Origin of the sequence: Haloarcula limicola (assembly GCF_010119205.1) — an archaeon.
Taxonomy (GTDB): Archaea; Halobacteriota; Halobacteria; order Halobacteriales; family Haloarculaceae; genus Haloarcula; species Haloarcula limicola.
Window position 1 is genome coordinate 231,595 of the sequence record NZ_WRXM01000002.1, and the last position, 16,028, is coordinate 247,622.

The 16,028-nt window shown below is 66.0% G+C and carries 17 protein-coding genes; 5 read left to right on the top strand and 12 right to left on the bottom strand.

Annotated elements, in window-relative coordinates; translation table 11 throughout:
• Positions 1-183 precede the first annotated feature (183 nt).
• Positions 184-801 (top strand): TetR/AcrR family transcriptional regulator, encoded by a 618-nt coding sequence (locus GO488_RS10645; RefSeq protein WP_162317806.1) that lies wholly within the window; start codon positions 184-186, stop codon positions 799-801.
• A gap of 89 nt (positions 802-890) precedes the next feature.
• The gene (locus GO488_RS10650; RefSeq protein ID WP_164509640.1) at positions 891-1,493 is read left to right on the top strand and encodes a PAS domain-containing protein; all 603 of its coding nucleotides are present in this window, start codon (positions 891-893) and stop codon (positions 1,491-1,493) included.
• Between the two features lie 21 nt (positions 1,494-1,514).
• On the opposite strand, the gene GO488_RS10655 is transcribed toward GO488_RS10650, so the two are convergent.
• Complete coding sequence (locus tag GO488_RS10655) at positions 1,515-2,090, bottom strand: response regulator (protein ID WP_162317807.1); 576 nt, start codon at positions 2,088-2,090, stop codon at positions 1,515-1,517.
• A 146-nt stretch (positions 2,091-2,236) separates the two neighbouring features.
• On the opposite strand from GO488_RS10655, the gene GO488_RS10660 reads away from it, so the two are divergent.
• Positions 2,237-2,524, top strand: a complete 288-nt coding sequence (locus tag GO488_RS10660; RefSeq protein ID WP_162317808.1) for a DUF8006 family protein — start codon at positions 2,237-2,239, stop codon at positions 2,522-2,524.
• Here the strand turns inward: GO488_RS10660 and GO488_RS10665 are convergent.
• A complete protein-coding gene (locus GO488_RS10665; protein WP_162317809.1) occupies positions 2,521-3,372 on the bottom strand; it encodes an NAD(+)/NADH kinase in 852 nt (283 codons plus the stop codon). The genes GO488_RS10660 and GO488_RS10665 overlap by 4 nt on opposite strands.
• A 111-nt stretch (positions 3,373-3,483) precedes the next feature.
• Between GO488_RS10665 and GO488_RS10670 the strand changes: the two genes are divergently transcribed.
• On the top strand, positions 3,484-4,491 hold the full coding sequence (locus tag GO488_RS10670) for a KaiC domain-containing protein (protein ID WP_162317810.1): 1,008 nt from the start codon (positions 3,484-3,486) through the stop codon (positions 4,489-4,491).
• A gap of 11 nt (positions 4,492-4,502) precedes the next feature.
• On the opposite strand, the gene GO488_RS10675 is transcribed toward GO488_RS10670, so the two are convergent.
• Entirely contained in the window at positions 4,503-5,669 is a 1,167-nt protein-coding gene (locus tag GO488_RS10675) for a sensor histidine kinase (RefSeq protein ID WP_162317811.1), read from the bottom strand.
• A 303-nt stretch (positions 5,670-5,972) separates the two neighbouring features.
• On the opposite strand from GO488_RS10675, the gene GO488_RS10680 reads away from it, so the two are divergent.
• A complete protein-coding gene (locus tag GO488_RS10680; protein WP_162317812.1) occupies positions 5,973-6,416 on the top strand; it encodes a universal stress protein in 444 nt (147 codons plus the stop codon).
• 97 nt (positions 6,417-6,513) lie between these two features.
• Here GO488_RS10680 and GO488_RS10685 read toward each other — a convergent pair whose 3' ends face one another.
• The 9 genes from GO488_RS10685 to GO488_RS10725 form a co-directional block, all read right to left on the bottom strand.
• Entirely contained in the window at positions 6,514-6,945 is a 432-nt protein-coding gene (locus GO488_RS10685) for a universal stress protein (protein ID WP_162317813.1), read from the bottom strand.
• A 150-nt stretch (positions 6,946-7,095) separates the two neighbouring features.
• A complete protein-coding gene (locus GO488_RS10690) occupies positions 7,096-7,767 on the bottom strand; it encodes a hypothetical protein (protein WP_162317814.1) in 672 nt (223 codons plus the stop codon).
• Between the two features lie 293 nt (positions 7,768-8,060).
• A complete protein-coding gene (locus GO488_RS10695; RefSeq protein ID WP_162317815.1) occupies positions 8,061-8,906 on the bottom strand; it encodes a DUF8054 domain-containing protein in 846 nt (281 codons plus the stop codon).
• A 39-nt stretch (positions 8,907-8,945) separates the two neighbouring features.
• Positions 8,946-9,488, bottom strand: a complete 543-nt coding sequence (locus GO488_RS10700; protein ID WP_162317816.1) for a DUF7974 family protein — start codon at positions 9,486-9,488, stop codon at positions 8,946-8,948.
• 39 nt (positions 9,489-9,527) lie between these two features.
• Entirely contained in the window at positions 9,528-10,868 is a 1,341-nt protein-coding gene (locus GO488_RS10705; protein ID WP_162317817.1) for an ABC transporter ATP-binding protein, read from the bottom strand.
• Entirely contained in the window at positions 10,858-11,925 is a 1,068-nt protein-coding gene (locus tag GO488_RS10710; RefSeq protein ID WP_162317818.1) for an ABC transporter ATP-binding protein, read from the bottom strand. The genes GO488_RS10705 and GO488_RS10710 overlap by 11 nt, the downstream gene beginning before the upstream one ends.
• Positions 11,922-12,962: an ABC transporter permease gene (locus GO488_RS10715; RefSeq protein ID WP_162317819.1), complete on the bottom strand. Its 1,041-nt coding sequence runs from the start codon at positions 12,960-12,962 to the stop codon at positions 11,922-11,924. The genes GO488_RS10710 and GO488_RS10715 overlap by 4 nt, the downstream gene beginning before the upstream one ends.
• A 2-nt stretch (positions 12,963-12,964) precedes the next feature.
• Entirely contained in the window at positions 12,965-13,918 is a 954-nt protein-coding gene (locus GO488_RS10720; protein WP_162317820.1) for an ABC transporter permease, read from the bottom strand.
• 16 nt (positions 13,919-13,934) lie between these two features.
• The gene (locus GO488_RS10725; protein WP_241692928.1) at positions 13,935-15,923 is read right to left on the bottom strand and encodes an ABC transporter substrate-binding protein; all 1,989 of its coding nucleotides are present in this window, start codon (positions 15,921-15,923) and stop codon (positions 13,935-13,937) included.
• Between the last annotated feature and the right edge of the window lie 105 nt (positions 15,924-16,028).

A 16,028-nucleotide genomic window follows, 5' to 3' on the forward strand; every position in this document is an offset into this window, starting at 1 on the left:
CGTTGGAAGAAGTGATGTCAGAAGGCGTCTCCGCGGCCGATACGGGCCTCGGCTCGCGGCGCTCGGTAGACCCGTAGATCCAGTCGGTCATCTCGTGTCGAACGAACGTTCGGTCAAACATCAACGTTCCGGTCCCCAACTGGTACGAAGGGTTTTTGATGGCCGACCGAATATTCGGTCGGGATGACCGACGAGATGCCGTTCACCGGCGAGCCGGTGGACTCGCACGAGGCGATCATGCGTGCGACGTTTTACGCGCTACAGGAACACGGATACGCCGGCCTTTCCATCCAGCGCATCGCCGACGAGGCCGACCTCAGCAAGTCGACGTTCTACCACCACTTCGACGGGAAAGACGACCTGCTGCTGTCCTTTCTGGAGTTCATCCTCGAAGAGTTCGACCGCGTCTTCCAGTTAGAGACGTCCGACGACCCCGCGGCAGACCTCCGAACGTTCTTCGCGATCGTCCTCGGCCAGTACGATTTCTGCGAAGAGATTCCGGCGGTGGAAGAGTTCTTAGAGGCGTACGTCGAACTCCGGGCACAGGCGGTTCGAAACGCCGAGTACCGGGCGAAGTTCACCGAGACCGATGAGGCGTTTACCGAGCGCATCTCGGCGCTCATCGAGATGGGGATCGAGCGAGGCGTCTTCGCGGAGACGGACCCGGACCGCACGGCACAGTTCCTCATGAGCACCCTCGACGGCGTCATCCTCCAGAACTCGACGCGCAACGACAGCCCGCAGTCGGCGATGTACGACGCCATCGACGACTACATCGAGAACACGCTCTTGGCCGAGTAAGCCGGGACCGAACTCCGGTTCGCCGTCACGTTCGGAGTCGCGACCGCTCTCGAAAAACGTTAACCCGTCGCCCGACGAGAGCGAAGACGATGATCGAGGGAGCGGACGACGAGGCGGCGGGTACGGGACGGCTGCGTAGCGTCGGCGGCATCGTCGTCTGGATCGCCGCCGGGGCCGTCGCGCTCGCGGCGCTCATGCTGGTCGCGGACGGCTTCGTCGACCTTCCGGTGAGCCGGGAGGTCGCACTCGGCCTGGGCGTCGCGCTGGGCGGCGGCCTCGGCGGGGTCGCCCACCTGCTGCAGTCCGCGGACGACTTGGAGACAGCCGACGAGACGATGACGGTCGACGTCTCCCCGTCCGTGTCCGACGAACCGGAACCGGCCGACCTCTTCGACGGCCACCCCGACCCGGTGCTGTACTACGCCGCAACGGGCCACGGGCTCGTCGTCCGCGCCGCGAACCCCGCCTTCGGCGACCGCTTCGACGTGCCGCCCGACCGACTGGCAGGGACGCCGCTCTCCGAGGTCCTGCCGGTCGCGGCCATCGAGACGCTCGACGCCGAGACCGTCCTCGCGGGGGGCGTAGACACCGTCGTCACCGCCGAGACGCCGAGCGGCCCCGTCTCGTTTCGGCTGCGCACGGTCGACAGCGCGAGCAGCGGCTACCTCGTCTTCACGCCCGTCGACGCGTAGTCACTGTCGCGCCGGCGCTCCTCACTCCGAGCCCCGTCCGGTCTGTTCGAACGCGGCACCGGTGTCCTCGAACTCCACGAGCGCGTCGTCCATCTCCGCTTTCAGCCGGTTGACGCGACGCTGGAGCGCGTCGACGCGCTCGTCCGCTTCGAGCGCCTGGGGCTGTTTCTCCCCTTCCAGGAGCGTGAGTTTCGACGTGAGTTCGAGGTACTCCGCGAGTCGGTCGTCGTACCGACGGGCGGCCAACTGCTGGTCGATAGCGGCGACGAGCGCCTCCTTCTCGACGGGTTTACAGAGATAGTCGTCGAACGGCAGATCGATGATGTCGAAGTCCGGGTCGACCGCGGTTATCATGATGACGCGAGCCGAGACGTCCCGCTCGCGGAGCTCCGCGAGCACCTCGTCGCCGGCGACGTCCGGCATCCGTCGGTCTAACAGCACGACGTCGATATCGTCGTCGATGCGGTCGAGCGCCGCCTGCCCCCCGTACGCGGTCTCCGTCTGATAGCGGTTGCGGAGCCGCAACGCGTAGACGTCTGCGACCTCCGCTTCGTCGTCGACGACGAGGACGGTCGCGTCCGCAGTGGACTCTGACACGGTACTGCCTATTGCCGTCCCCCCTCATATAAGTGCTAGTGGCCGTTCGGAACCGCTACTCGGCCGGAGACGACTCAGCGAACACACCGGGAGCGGTGACGTAACGGAACTTTAAAGATTGCGTCACGGCGAGATTCGGAATAGGAATGCTCGCGCCACCGCTGCAACTCGTCGACAGTTTCCTGCTTAACTACACCGTCGGTGACGTGCTGCTCTTGGGATTCGTCGTCGGCATCCTCGGCATCTTGCCCATGCGGTCGCTCCGCGTGCTCGGCGTCCACACCATCAGTATCGGCGCGCTGTTGCTCATCGTCCCCGCGGCGATGTTAGAGCCCAACGCCGGCAGCTTCCTGGGAACGGCGTTCCAGTACAAGATCGTCGGCATCGTCCTGCTGGCGCTCGCGCCGGTGCTGTACGCCGTCGGCCGCCGCTAGGCCAACTTTCCCAGCGCGGTGAAGAAATCGAGCGGTGGCCCGGCCAGTCGGATGGGTTCGCTCGCTCGCGTCAGCGACACCCGCTCCGGCGGCGAGATCTCTTGGCGCACTCGCCCGTCGCTCACGACGACGCCGCTTTCGGCGTCCGTCAGTTCCACCGAGACGTCGCTGTCGGCGCTCACCGTCAGCGGCGGCATCCCGTCGTCCGGGGCCATCCCCGTGACGACGAGGGCGGGAACGTCGGGGTGGACGAGGGGGCCGCCCTCGCTCAGGTTGTACGCCGTCGAGCCCGTCGGCGTCGCCACGAGCACCCCGTCCGCGTGTCCGCTGGTGTACAGCGCCCCGTCGACGCGCACCTCGAACTCGCCGCCGCCGCCGCTCCCGCGGTGGGTCCCCTGGACGACGACCTCGTTGAGCGCCGGCGAGAGCTCCCAGTCGGGACCGCTGGCCCGCAGGCGCGGCATCGCTCGGGTGCGAGCGCTCCCGGTCTTCTGGATGTGTTCGACCTCCGCGACGACCGTCTCGACGGCCTCCTCGGGAGCCAGGGCGTTCAGGAAGCCGACCTCGCCGAGGTTGACGCCCATCAGCGGCGTCGATCCCGCGCCGCGGGCGGCGTAGAGGAACGTCCCGTCGCCGCCGATACTGACGACGAGGTCGCAGTCGCACATCGCATCGACCGGTCTGCTGGCCGGTCGGGCCGCCCGCCACGCGTCGTGGTCGACGAGCGCCTCGCCCGTCGTCTCGTCTACGGCCACCGAGGCGTCCACGTCCGCGAGGCGGTCGGCCAACTCACTCGCAAGCGACATCGCCCGGTCGTTGTCCCGCTGGGCGACGATACCGACGGTCATTACCCGTGGGTTTCCGCCGGGCAGGTATAAACCCTCCACGACGGCAAGGTTATATTCGTCCGGGAATAAGTCGGATTTCATGGCCTGCGCCCGTGGCCGGTGGTCGGCGCGATGAGCGACGAGGAGGGGGACGACGACTGGTTCGAGAGCGCCTTCGAGGGGGATACCGGGACCGAGTCGTCCGAACCCGACGCCGACAGCGACACCGCGAGTGCCGAAAGTCCGGCCGAAGACGAGAGAGACAGCCCGTTCGGCGACGGAGAAAGCAGCCTGTTCGACGATGGCGGCGACGACCCGTTCGGCGCGTCCGGCGACGATAGCGGCGGCCTGTTCGACGACGACTTCGCCAGCGCGTTCGAGTCGGCGTCCGGCCCGGACGGCGGCGGCAGCGACGGCGAGTTCGAGGACGAGGACTTCGACTCCGATATCCCGCGCATCGACGTCGGCATCGACGGGCTCGACCGGATGATACAGGGCGGGATTCCCGAGCGCCATCTGATCGTCACCGTCGGCTCGGCGGGGACCGGCAAGACCACCTTCGGGTTGCAGTTCCTCCATCACGGCCTCGAACGGGGCGAGAACTGCGTGTTCATCACGCTCGAACAGTCTCACTCGGCCATCATGGACACCGCCAACGACCGCGGGTGGGACTTCGACGAGTACGAGGCGAGCGACCAGTTGGCAGTGGTCGATTTGGACCCCGTCGAGATGGCCAACAGTCTCGATAACATCCGCGGGGAGCTTCCGAACCTCGTCGAGGACTTCGACGCCGACCGACTGGTGCTCGACTCCGTCTCGCTGCTGGAGATGATGTACGACAGCCCCGCGAAGCGCCGCACCGAGGTGTTCGACTTCACCCGCTCGCTGAAGGCGGCCGGCGTGACGACGATGCTCACCTCAGAGGCCAGCGAGGACAACCCCTACGCTTCCCGACACGGTATCATCGAGTACCTCACCGACGCGGTCTTCGTCCTCCAGTACGTCCGCTCGGAGACGAGAGAGACGCGACTGGCCGTCGAGATCCAGAAGATACGCAACGCCAACCACTCTCGGGAGACCAAGCCCTACGAGATCACGATGGACGGCATCAGCGTCTACCAGCAGGCGAACATCTTCTGAGACCGCCGGATTTAGATCTCGGGTGTCTCGGCTCTATCTACGGGGTTCTTCGCTTCGGCGGGCCCCGCCGCTCGCGCTCTCGCGAGCGGGACCGTCACTTCGAAAGTCGTCCCCCCGGTCCCGGTATCTACCAACTCGACCGTCCCGGAGTAGCTGTTCACGAGTTCCCTCACGATGTGTAGGCCTAGTCCGTGGGTCCCTACCTGTGGCCTGTCGAACAGCGTGTCCAGACATCGCTCAGGGATCCCGTCGCCGTTGTCCCTGATCGCGACCGCTGCCGCCTCGTCGACCGTTTCTACCTCGACGGCTATCCGAAGCGAGCCGGGAGCGTTGTGTTCGACGGCGTTTCGGAGCAGATTCCCGAACACTCGGCCGAGCAGGTCGTCGCCCTCGACGACTATCCCCGCCGGAACCGAGAGGTCGATATCGACGTCCGGGTGGTTCAACCTGATCCTCTCCACCTCGTCTCGAAGCGTCTCGGTGAGATTCACCGGCTGTAACTGCCGGTCCCCCTCGACGACGTTGAGCAGAGCCCGAACTTCCCGAGTCACTTCCGTCAGGTCGGTCCCCTGCCGGTAGATACGGCTAATCCGCTCGTCACTCGGGTCGATCGCGTCGTCGGACTGTCGCAACGACTCGGCGTTGCCCTGTATCACTTGCGCCGAGTTGAGGACTTCGTGCCGCAAGATACTGTTCATGTGATGAATCAGCTCCCGCTTTTTCCGCATGTGCTCTGCCCGCAGCGACTGGCGTTCCGCGGCGATTCCGCCCGATAAGCCGCGCGAGTACAGCGTCCCGATGACGAAACCGACGCACAGTCCCAGGGACAGCGCCCATCGCACCCAGTTCGTGACGATCCACGTGGAACCGGTCGGGAAGAATAACATGAGAAACAGGTTAAAGAGAAGGAACCCGGCACCGGCCGCTACCGAGAACATCGCGATCGTGGCGTCGTACTTCGCCGGAATATCGCTCCGCGGAAGCCATCGCCCGCCCCAGATCAAGGTGAGACAGGCGGGGACGATAGTGACGTATCCGATCAGATACCGGTGTCTGAACACGTCGGGAGACCCCGTCAAGAGGAGTGCTACAGGCTCGACGATCGACCAAGACAGCAGGAGAATGCCCCCTGCATAGATAGCCGACGGGATGGTCGCATCGCCTCTTCCCCGATACATACTCGGATACTCAGATTCTGCACAGATATGAGTTGAGCATCGATTATCAGGGTTGATATCGTATTACTATAGATAGTGCGGGATATTCGATTCAGTAACTATCGTCTCTTCCCGGTTTACGACGTGTCATCTGCTCTGTGAACTCGATTCGGCATGTAGATGGGTGCCATAGCGGCAGGGAAGAGCCCTCAAAGAAACATTAGTGATAATTATGGGTCCGGAGAGGGGTAGTCGACGAGGCCCCAAGCGGGCGACGGCGAGCAGGGACTATCTTTTTTAACACTCTCCGGCGAAACACCGGACATGACGTTGCTCGTCCCTTACGACGGTTCGGACCTCTCGGAAGCGGCCCTCGAACGCGCGACGGAGTTCGCGGGGTACACCGGCGAGGACGTACTGGCACTCGCGGTCGTCCCCGACGAACCGGACTACGCGTTAGAGCGCGGCTGGCTCAGTGCCGACGACCCCTTCGACCCCGAAACTATCGCCGACCGACTCCGCGACCGGGTCGCAGAGGTAGCTCCCGACGCCGAGTTCCGCTACGAAGTCCCCGAGGCCGTCAGCGAGATGGCGTCGGTCACGACGGACGTGGTCCGGACGATCCGCTCGGTGGCGAACGAGGTGGAGGCCTCCATCGTGTTCGTCGGCAGCGAGAACGCGGGTCGCGTCTCCAGTCCCGTGTCGAGCGTCGGCGCACCGGTCTCGGAGGACCCGCAGTACGACGTGCACATCGTGCGGCACGCGTAATCACGGCAGGGCAGCCGTGATTTCTCACGCGTAACCGCGGCAATACAGCCGTGATTTCTCACGCGTAATCGCGACAGTCCTCGCGCTCGCTCTGCCGTCAGCGGATGACGGTCACGGGGACCGACGCCCGCCGGACGACCGTCTCGGCGACGCTTCCGAGCAGAATCCGCGAGACGCCCGACCGGCCGTGACTCCCCATCACGATCTGGTCGACGTCGTGGTCCTCGGCGTACTCGACGATGGTCTTGGTCGGACGGCCGACCTCCAGGACGCGCTCTACCGCCTCGACGCCGTTCTCGCGGGCTTCGGCTTCGAGGTCGTCGAACAGCGTCTCGGCCGCCGACTTCTTCTGTTGGTACCACTCCTCGGAGAAAGAGGGGACAGAGGCCTGCGCGCTGTAGCCCGCCTCGGCCGGGTTGATGACGTGGAGGAAGACGACGGCCGCGTCCGGGTAGTTCTCGGCGACGAACGTCGCGGCCGCGCTGGCCTGATCGGACCCGTCCACGGGGACGAGAATACGCTTTGCCATACGCTTTCGGCAGCGGCTATCGGCTTGAAAGTTTGGCTACTCCCCAGTCATGCGTCGCGCGCGCGTCGATATAGAGCGAGCCGCTGACGGGTCGGTCGAGGTCCGCGAGAGCATCTCGTCGCCGTCAAAAAATGGGGGTCGGTCGGCCGACTACGGGTCCAGAAGCCCCGCGACCGCACAGAGCAGGTTCCCGAGCAGGTTTCCGGAACCGGCCACGGCGGTGAGGTCGAGCGTGATCTCGGAGAGCGACACTTCCAGACCGAGGAGGTCGAGGAACAGCGGCCCGAGTTCGAGATCCAAGACGGGGCACTCGCCGGCGTCGTCCGGGCTGAGGATGTCCAGAATCTGCAGCAGCGGTGACCCGGACCACGACCGCTCGACCTCGCCGCTCGGGAGACCGGCGACGGACGAGTCGAACGTCCCTTCCAGTTCTCCCTCGGTGAGGTCGACCGCTGTCAGGGCGTCGCCGTCGCTCCCGGCGAGGTCGACGGGGTCGACGACCTCCGCCTCGCTGACTTCGAGGACGCCAGAGAACGTCCCCAGTTCGTCGCCCGCGTCGAAGTTGGCGCCGTCTTCCTCGGCGTAGACGGTGGTGTCTATCTCTATCTCTTCGAGCGCCTCACCGACTCCCTCAGGTGGCCCGTTACCGCGACCCTTGCCGTTGTTCGCGGCGGCCGAGCCGGTGGCACCTGTGATACCGGCTCCCGCGAGTCCGGCGGCGGTGAGCGTCTTGAGCACCGAACGTCGGTTCTGGTCGCCCGTGATTCCACTGTCGTGCCCGTCGCCCTGTTCGGGCGTCCGGTCCTGGTTTCCATTAGTCATAGCAGTTGGCCCGCAGTACCGCACTAACTGGTTCCCGCCGTGGTCGATACTGATTGTGGCTGAAACTGCAAGCAAGTTGTAGTACGTTGTATGAAAAGTGCTACCCATTAACATGTACGCCTCGTCTCCCGCTCCCGATTAGGGGTACAAACGGCCCCGTGGTTCCGCAAGGTCCGACGCCGAAAGCGCGACGGTCACGAGTGGCGGACGGCTCCGAAGCCGAGCGCCGGAGGCTGATGTCGGTAGGTGCTCTGAAAAGTGGACGGAATCCGGCCGCGCGAAGCGCCGCGCCGTTAACTCACGAGCCGACCGGCATGGGTCGTCGGATCGAGTTCCGCGAGCCGTTCTCCGCAGTCGACGCAGGCGACGGCGAGCACCTCGTGGACGCCACAGCAGGAGGTCTGCACCTCGCTGGCACTCTCGACTCGCCCGCCGCAGGCCGGGCACACCGGCCAGCGAGAACGGATCGTCTCCAGCATGTTCACGCGCTGTTCGAGCGGCACGTCCAGCCAGCGGTCGGTCCACTCGGTCAACGCCTCGTGTGCGGCCACGTCGACCCGGAGGGCGCTCTGAGAGGGCCACTCGCGGATGCGCTTGCCGACGGTCACGGACGGGTGGTCGCCGCGCTCGATCGTCACCTCGTCGGGTTCGACTTCGAACACGCTCGCGAGCGGGTCGCGCAGGTTGGCACCCCCCGCGTGAGCGTCCAGTCGGTCGCCGACGGCGGCGGCGAACCCGTCGGTGAGTTCGCGGGCCTCACCGTCGCCGGTGACGACTCCCTCCTCGGCCAGAAACGCGTCGGCGTCGACGGCGTTCTCCCGGTGGTTCCTGACCTTCTCCAACGTGTCGAAGTCGTCGGGTTCGGCGGGCGGAGCGTCTTTCCCGAACGCTCGGAGGGCGCGCCCGGGGAGGTACCGCTTCGTGAGCCGCGGCGTTCCCGGCACGAGGTACCCTCGCAGGGCGATGGCCGCGACGGCGGCGACGGCGACGGCGGCGGCGAGCTCGACCGCGACCAGCGCCGCCAGCCCCGACAGCGCGGCGGCGATGACGAGGTTGACGGCGGTACAGGGGAGACAGCGGTTCTCGCCGGTGTGCTCGGGATCGCGGAGCCGCGAAAGCGGCGACGGTCCCTCAGACATGGGTGCTCCTCTCGGCGCGGCGGAGGACATCTTGCGCCGTCATGGTTCCTCGATTCGGACCGTCGTCTCGGCGGCTAACCCTTTCTCGGCCGCGTCGGGGACGGAGAGCGACGCGCCGATGGCGTACTCGCCGGGACCGACCGGTTCCCACTCCGTCTCGCTGACTTTGAACGACTGCGACCAGCGACGGGTGAACCGCTTTCGCTCGCCGCGGTCGAACGAGAAGACGCGCTCTTCCTCGGGCAGGTCGGCGGGCACCTTCGACGCTTCGGGGTGGCCATCTACGTCCCATGTCCACAGGCGGGGCGTGGGCGTCCGAACGGTGATCGGAATCGGAAACGCGTTCTTCAGCGTCACGCGAACGGGGACGTCCGTGCCCGATTGGTAGGTGTCCCGCGGCGTCTCGACGGCGACGGAGAGCGCGCGGTCGCGGAGCCACTCGGGGACGAGCAGGCGGCTCAGCGTCTCGCCAGGGACCGACCGCATCGCCGCCGGCGTCGCGTCGTCGCCGCGGCGCTCGCGCGGGGCGAACGAATCGTCGTCGTCGCGCTTGAGCGCGTGGGAGTCGTAGATGCGTCGCATTGGTATCGATAGGTACCGTCCGGTGAAAGCCTTCACCGGTCAGTCGTCGGCGTACGCGCCGCCGGCCGCACCGTCCTCGCCGCGGTCGCGGTACTCGTCGTCGTACAGCAGGCAGGCGATTCGGTGGCTGTCGCCGTCGCCGGTTGGGATCTGGTCGGGATGGGTCGTCTCGCAGGGCGAGGTGAACGCCGCGTCGAGGTGGTCGGCCGCGGCCTCGACGCCGTCGTCGTGGAGCCTGTCGATGCCGGCGGAGACCGCCTCCTCGGCGTCGGGGTCGGCCAGTCGCTCCGGCAGGCCGAACTCCTCGCGGACCAGCCGACCGAGTTCGGCCCGCGAGGCCCGCGTCGGATCGTCGGCCTCGTCGCCCTCCGTCACGGCCGTCACCGAGTCGACGTCGTCGGCGTCGGCCGCCCGCAGTTTCAGGTCCATCACCGAGCGCCACACGTCCTGTTCGAGGTTGTACTCAGCCGGTTGGATGACCTTCGGACAGCGGGTGTGAAACCGGCAGCCCGACGGCGGATCCAGCGGCGACGGGACCGTCCCGGGGAGGAATATCTGCTCGCCCTCCCAGAGCGGGTCCGGTTCCGGCACCGCCGACAGCAGCGCCTCCGTATAGGGGTGGTACGGCGGGTCGAATATCTCCCTGGTCGTCCCGACTTCCGCGAGCTCGCCCAGGTACATCACCGCGATGCGGTCGGAGATGTGTTCGACGACGCTCAGGTCGTGGGCGATGAAGACGTACGAGAGGCCGTACTCGTCCTGTAGCTCTTCGAGGAGGTTGAGGATCTGGGCCTGGACGGAGACGTCCAGCGCCGAGACGGGCTCGTCGCAGATGATGACCTCCGGGTCCACGGCCAGCGCCCGGGCGATGCCGATGCGCTGGCGCTGGCCGCCGGAGAACTCGTGGGGGTAGCGATGGGAGTGACTGGAGTTCAGTCCGACCGTCTCCAGTAAGTCGTAGATGCGCTGTTCGCGCGCCTCGCCCTCGGCGATGTCGTGGATGTCGAGCGGTTCGCCGATGATGTCGCCGACGGTCAGTCGCGGGTTGAGGCTGGCGAACGGGTCCTGGAAGATGTACTGTAAGTCCTTCCGGAGGTCCCGAAGCTTCCCCGACCCCATCTCGGTCAGGTCGTCGCCGCGGTAGTACACGGACCCGTCCGTGGGTTCGGTCAGCCGCAGGATCGCGCGGCCGAGCGTCGTCTTCCCGCAGCCGCTCTCGCCGACGACGCCGAGGGTCTCCCCCTCGCGGAGTTCGAGGTCGACGCCGTCGACGGCCTTGACCTTCTGTTCGCCCCCGAGCAAGGAGTCGATGAAGCCGCTGCTGGAGTCGTAGTACTTCTTCAGTCCCTCGACGCGGAGGATGGGGTCGTTACTGGACATCCCGTCCCCCCTCGATGCGGTCGAGGTCTTCGCCCTCGACGGTCACCTCGTAGTCGAGTTCGCCGTCTAAGTCGCCGGTGTAGGCGAGACACGCGGCGGCCCGCTCGTCCGCTATCGTCGCCGGGTCGCCCGTCTCGGGGTCCACCAGCGGCGGCTCCTTCCGGGTACAGGACTCCTCGGCGTAGGGACACCGCGGGTGGAACGAACACCCCGGCGGCACGTCCACGAGGTCCGGCATCGTCCCGGGGATGGTCTGGAGTCGGTCGCGCTCGTCGCCGATGCGCGGAATCGAGCTCATCAGGCCGACCGTGTAGGGGTGTTTCGGGTCGTAGTAGAGGTCCTCGACGCCCGCCTTCTCGACCGGCCGGCCCGCATACATCACCATCACGCGCTCGCAGATCTTCGCCACGACGCCGAGGTCGTGGGTGATGAGCTGGATGGCGGCGTCGAACTCCTCGGCGAGGTCCTGTATCTCGTCGAGTATCTTCGCCTCCGTCGTGACGTCCAGCGCCGTCGTCGGCTCGTCCGCGATGAGCAGGTCCGGGTCGCAGGACAGCGCCATCGCGATGACCGCCCGCTGTTGCATCCCACCGGAGAACTCGTGAGGGTAGTCGTCGTAGCGGCTCTCGGCGTCGGGGATGCCGACGCGGTCCAGCAGTTGCACGGTCCGTTCGCGGGCCTCGCCGTCGCCGTAGTCGAGGTGGTGACGGATCGCCTCCGCGATCTGGTCGCCGACGCTGTAGACCGGGTTGAGCGCGGTCTGTGCGTCCTGGAATATCATGGCGATCTTGTTGCCGCGCACGTCCCGGATCTCCGAGTCGCTCATCTCCAAGAGGTCCTCGCCCTGGAAGATGATCTCGCCGCTCTCGATGCGGCCCGGGCTCTCGATGAGGCGCATCAGCGAGAGGGCGGTGACCGACTTCCCGGCCCCGCTCTCGCCGACGACGCCGAACGTCTCCCCGCTCTCGATGCGGTAGGAGAGGTCGTCGACGGCGGTCACGACTCCTTCCTCGGTGTAGAAGTTCACCGTGAGGTCGTTGACCTCCAGCAGGGTCATCCGCCGCCTCCCTGTTGAACGCTGTCGACTTCCTGGGCGTCCAGCGCGTCGTTGACGCCGTCGCCGATCATGTTCATCGCCATCACGAACAGGAAGATGGCCCCGCCGGGGAACACCGTCGCCCACCACGGGATGGAGCCGCCGGGACCCTGCACGAGGGTCTCTCGGGTCTGGTCGAGCATCGTCCCCCACTCGGGGGTGCCCGGTTCGAAGCCCAACCCGAGGAAGCCCAGCGCCGCCACGCCGATGACGACGGTCCCGATGGAGAGCGACGCCTGCACGATGAGCGGCGCGATGGCGTTCGGGACGATGTGCCTGAAGATGACCGAGCGGTCGCGCGCGCCCAGCGCCCGCGCGGCCAAGACGTACTCGTTCTCCTTCACGGAGAGTATCTCCCCGCGGATGAGGCGGGCGTAGCCGGCCCAGCCGGGGACGACGAAGGCGATGACCAGCTGCCAGTAGCCGCCGCCGAGCAGGGCGACGATGACCAGCGCCAGCACGAGGCCGGGGAACGCGAAGATGACGTCGACGAACCGCATCAGTATCTCGTCCACCCAGCCGCCGTAGTAGCCGGCGACGGCCCCGTAGATCATGCCGATGGTGGCCGTGATGCCGACGACGACGAAGCCGATGGAGAGGCTGTACCGACCGCCGACCAGCACCCGCGAGAACAGGTCCCGACCCGAGGCGTCGGTCCCCATCGGGTGCGCGAGCGTCGGCGGGTCGTACCGGCCGACGGTCGAGCCGGGTTCGAGATACAGGATCTGTCCCGGGTCGTAGGGAGCCAGCGAGAACGGCTGGACGGGAATACCCGCGACGACGACGGGTCGCGCGAACAGCGACAGCAGGGACATCGCCACGACGACGTAGACGCCGAGCATGGCGACCCGATTCTGTCTGAAGCGTCGCAACGCTCTCCGCCAGCGGCTCTCCGTCCCGCCGGTCGTCGCTTCGGACCAGTCTGATAGCTCCGCTCGTTCGGTCACTCGGTCGGTGTCGAATCCGGAGACTCGGATGCGTCCTCGTTCTGTAGACATAGTTAGTCGTATCGTATCCGCGGGTCCAGTACCGCATAGAGGATATCGGCCACCAGGTTCGCCAGGATGATGGCGACCCCGATGAACAGGGTGATCCCCAGGATGAGGTCGATCTCTCGGTTCGAGACGGCGCTGATGAGCGAGCGTCCCAGTCCCGGCCAGCCGAACACCGTCTCGACGACGACCGACCCCGAGACGATGCTCGCGGTCAGGAAGGCGGCGACGGTGGTCACCGAGATGAGCGAGTTCCGCAGGACGTGTTTCAGGACGACCGTCCGCTCGGGCAGCCCCTTCGCTCGCGCGGCGGTGACGTACTCCTTGTTCATCTCTTCGGCCATCGACGAGCGCATGATGCGCATCAGCGTCGACGCCGAGGCGGTGCCGATGGTGATGCCCGGAAGCAGGAGATACCAGAGCATCTCCGGAGCGTACAGCGGCTTTCGCGGGGCGAGCACGGGCCAGAGGTTCAGCGTCAGCGCGCCGATGAGGATCAGCATCAGCCCCAGCCAGAAGTTCGGGATCGAGATGCCCGACAGCGCGACGAAGCGGCTGACGTGGTCGCCCAGTTCGTCCTTCCGCACCGCGGCGTAGATGCCGGTCGGGACGGCGATGACGACGGCGAACACCCAGCCGAACAGGCCAAGGGCGACGGTCTCGGGGAGGCGGTTCACGATGACCGTGCTGACGGCGCGGTCGGTGCTGATGACCCGGCCGAAGTCCCCCTGCAGGACGCCGCCGAGCCACTCGAAGTACTGCACCCATATCGGGTCGTTCAGGCCGTATCTGGCCCGGAGCCGCGCCTCCTCGGCGGGCGAGATGTCGGGGTTCAGCGCCACCACCACGTCGATGGGATCGCCCGGCGTGATCTGGACGAGCGCGAACGTGATGACCGAGACACCGAACAGTATGGGGAAGATGAGCAGAACGCGTTTGGCGATGAAACGTCGCAGACTCATGGTTCGTGGACTGCGATTACCGGTCGAGGTACGTTATCTGCTGGTCGGCCGGGTTGTACATCGCGTAGCCGATGATGTCCTGCGTGCTCGGATAGGTGTTGAACCCCTTGACGTCGTTGTTCACGACGCCGACGAGCGTGCTGTGGGTCCCGTAGGAGTTGGCGTTCTCCTCTAAGATCATCTTCCAGACCTTCTCGTAGCGCTCGCGTCGGAGCTCGGGGTCCTGTGCGACCTCGGGGCCGTATCGGGCCTGCTCCATCGCCTGGTTGAGCTCCTCGATGTCGATGTTCTGGAAGTTACAGCACTGCGCGAAGTTCTGCGGGCTGTGGACCGACTTGGCGTAGCCGTGCGGGTTGAACCCGCCGGAGAGACCGATGAACGCCAGTTTCCCCTGCTTCCAGTAGTCCGTCGAGAGGAGCTGACTGATGAAGGTGAGGAACTCCTTCGTGTTGACGCTCACGTCGAAGTACTGCGTGCCGTCTATCTCCTGGCTCATCGACTCGGCGATGAGTTCGACGGTCCGAACGCGGTCGTCGTTGTCGGAGTTGGTCTCTAAGGTCACCTCGATGGGGAACTCGACGTCGGCCTCGCCCGCGGCCTCCTCGGCCAATTCGGCGGCGGCCTCCGGCTCGTAGGTGTTGTAGCTCTTGAGGTTCTCGACCATCGCCTCGTAGTCGGTCGAGCCGGTCCTGGCCGCCAGCGGCGGGAGCGGGACCCACGCGGGTTCCTCCCAGCCCTGGAAGATGTTCTCCGAGATGCTCTGGCGCGGGATGAGCTTGTTCGCGGCCCGGCGGATCTTCGCGTTGGTCCAGGGTTCCTGTCTGACCGGGAACTGCAGGAACGTGTAGCCGGCCCCGTTGGTCGGCGCGGTGCGGTAGTCCTCGGCCTGCTGGTAGTTCGTGAGCGTGCTCGCGGTCAGCCCGTAGCTCATGTCGATCTCGCCGCTCTCGAGGGCGGCCGCGCGCTGGGAGTCCGACCCGATGATGGCCACGTCGACCTCGTCGACGACCGGGCCGTTCGGGAACTCCGAGGGGCCCTCGAACCAGTCTTTCATCCCCGTGTCGAACCAGTAGTTCTCGTTCTTCTCGAAGAGGACGTACTCCTCGTTGTTGAACTCCTTCAGCTTGAACATCCCAGTCCCGAGCGGGGTGTTGCCCTGTCGCGGGTCCATCTGTCCGAGTTCGAGGTCGGTCATCTTCGTCGGGTACACCGGGAGCCCGCCGAGTTCGCGGATGGCGGCGGCGTCCGGGAGCTGCATGTACAGCTCGACGGTGTAGTCGCCGTTGGCCTGGATGTCCAACAGGGAGTCGTAGATCTGCCCCGAGAGGCCGGAGTTCTGGACGCGCTCGTAGGAGGCGACGACGTTCGGTGCGGTCAGTTCCTCGCCGTCGTGGAACTTGATGCCCTCGTGGAGCTGGAACGTGTAGTGCATCCCGAAGGTCCCGTCGGAGACAGCCTGTGTGGCCTCCTTCGGAGTCAAGACTTGCGCCTCGTCGCCGGCGGAGGGGCTGTTGGGGTTGTCGGGGCTCTCGATGATGACCTGCGCGTCCGTGTCGATGTAGACGGCTCCGTCGTCGGTCTCGGCGTACTGCGCCGACGACATGTACGACGTGTAGTCGGCGGCCGTGACGTCGTTGACCGCGACCTGCTCGTAGGACTCCGCCAGCCACGGGTACAACTTCCCGGCGGCGTCGGTCGTCACCATCCCCTCGTAGAGGAGGTTGTGCAGTATGGTGGCCGACGCGGACGTGCTCTCGACGTAGTCGAAGGTGTCGGGGTTCTCTCCGATAGCCGTCTTGAACGTCCCGCCTTCCTTGATGTCACCCGGTTCGACGGTTTCGCGTTCCTGTACCGGGTCTACGGACCCGCCGTCGCCGCCGTCACCGCCGTCACCGCCGGTGAGGCCGGAACAGCCGGCTACGGAGGCGGCACCGAGACCGGCGACGGTTTGCATCAGGTTGCGGCGGGACAGGACGTCGGAGAGCGTTCGGTTGGTGTCAGTCATGCGAGATCACAAATGGTCTATCGTGATGGATATGGTGCTAAACAAAAAATTTTGCGCAAATTTACGCTGTAGTTACCGCGAGGGACCCTGACGAGTCAGCAGTTA

What these genes read in the sequence shown, in the direction of transcription:
- GO488_RS10710 (WP_162317818.1), bottom strand. Translation starts at nt 11,925, where the DNA reads ATGACCCTGCTGGAGGTCAACGACCTCACGGTGAACTTCTACACCGAG.
- GO488_RS10670 (WP_162317810.1), top strand. Translation starts at nt 3,484, where the DNA reads ATGAGCGACGAGGAGGGGGACGACGACTGGTTCGAGAGCGCCTTCGAG.
- GO488_RS10695 (WP_162317815.1), bottom strand. Translation starts at nt 8,906, where the DNA reads ATGTCTGAGGGACCGTCGCCGCTTTCGCGGCTCCGCGATCCCGAGCAC.
- GO488_RS10725 (WP_241692928.1), bottom strand. Translation starts at nt 15,923, where the DNA reads ATGACTGACACCAACCGAACGCTCTCCGACGTCCTGTCCCGCCGCAAC.
- GO488_RS10680 (WP_162317812.1), top strand. Translation starts at nt 5,973, where the DNA reads ATGACGTTGCTCGTCCCTTACGACGGTTCGGACCTCTCGGAAGCGGCC.
- GO488_RS10675 (WP_162317811.1), bottom strand. Translation starts at nt 5,669, where the DNA reads ATGTATCGGGGAAGAGGCGATGCGACCATCCCGTCGGCTATCTATGCA.
- GO488_RS10645 (WP_162317806.1), top strand. Translation starts at nt 184, where the DNA reads ATGACCGACGAGATGCCGTTCACCGGCGAGCCGGTGGACTCGCACGAG.
- GO488_RS10665 (WP_162317809.1), bottom strand. Translation starts at nt 3,372, where the DNA reads ATGACCGTCGGTATCGTCGCCCAGCGGGACAACGACCGGGCGATGTCG.
- GO488_RS10690 (WP_162317814.1), bottom strand. Translation starts at nt 7,767, where the DNA reads ATGACTAATGGAAACCAGGACCGGACGCCCGAACAGGGCGACGGGCAC.
- GO488_RS10715 (WP_162317819.1), bottom strand. Translation starts at nt 12,962, where the DNA reads ATGTCTACAGAACGAGGACGCATCCGAGTCTCCGGATTCGACACCGAC.
- GO488_RS10720 (WP_162317820.1), bottom strand. Translation starts at nt 13,918, where the DNA reads ATGAGTCTGCGACGTTTCATCGCCAAACGCGTTCTGCTCATCTTCCCC.
- GO488_RS10650 (WP_164509640.1), top strand. Translation starts at nt 891, where the DNA reads ATGATCGAGGGAGCGGACGACGAGGCGGCGGGTACGGGACGGCTGCGT.
- GO488_RS10705 (WP_162317817.1), bottom strand. Translation starts at nt 10,868, where the DNA reads ATGTCCAGTAACGACCCCATCCTCCGCGTCGAGGGACTGAAGAAGTAC.
- GO488_RS10700 (WP_162317816.1), bottom strand. Translation starts at nt 9,488, where the DNA reads ATGCGACGCATCTACGACTCCCACGCGCTCAAGCGCGACGACGACGAT.
- GO488_RS10685 (WP_162317813.1), bottom strand. Translation starts at nt 6,945, where the DNA reads ATGGCAAAGCGTATTCTCGTCCCCGTGGACGGGTCCGATCAGGCCAGC.
- GO488_RS10660 (WP_162317808.1), top strand. Translation starts at nt 2,237, where the DNA reads ATGCTCGCGCCACCGCTGCAACTCGTCGACAGTTTCCTGCTTAACTAC.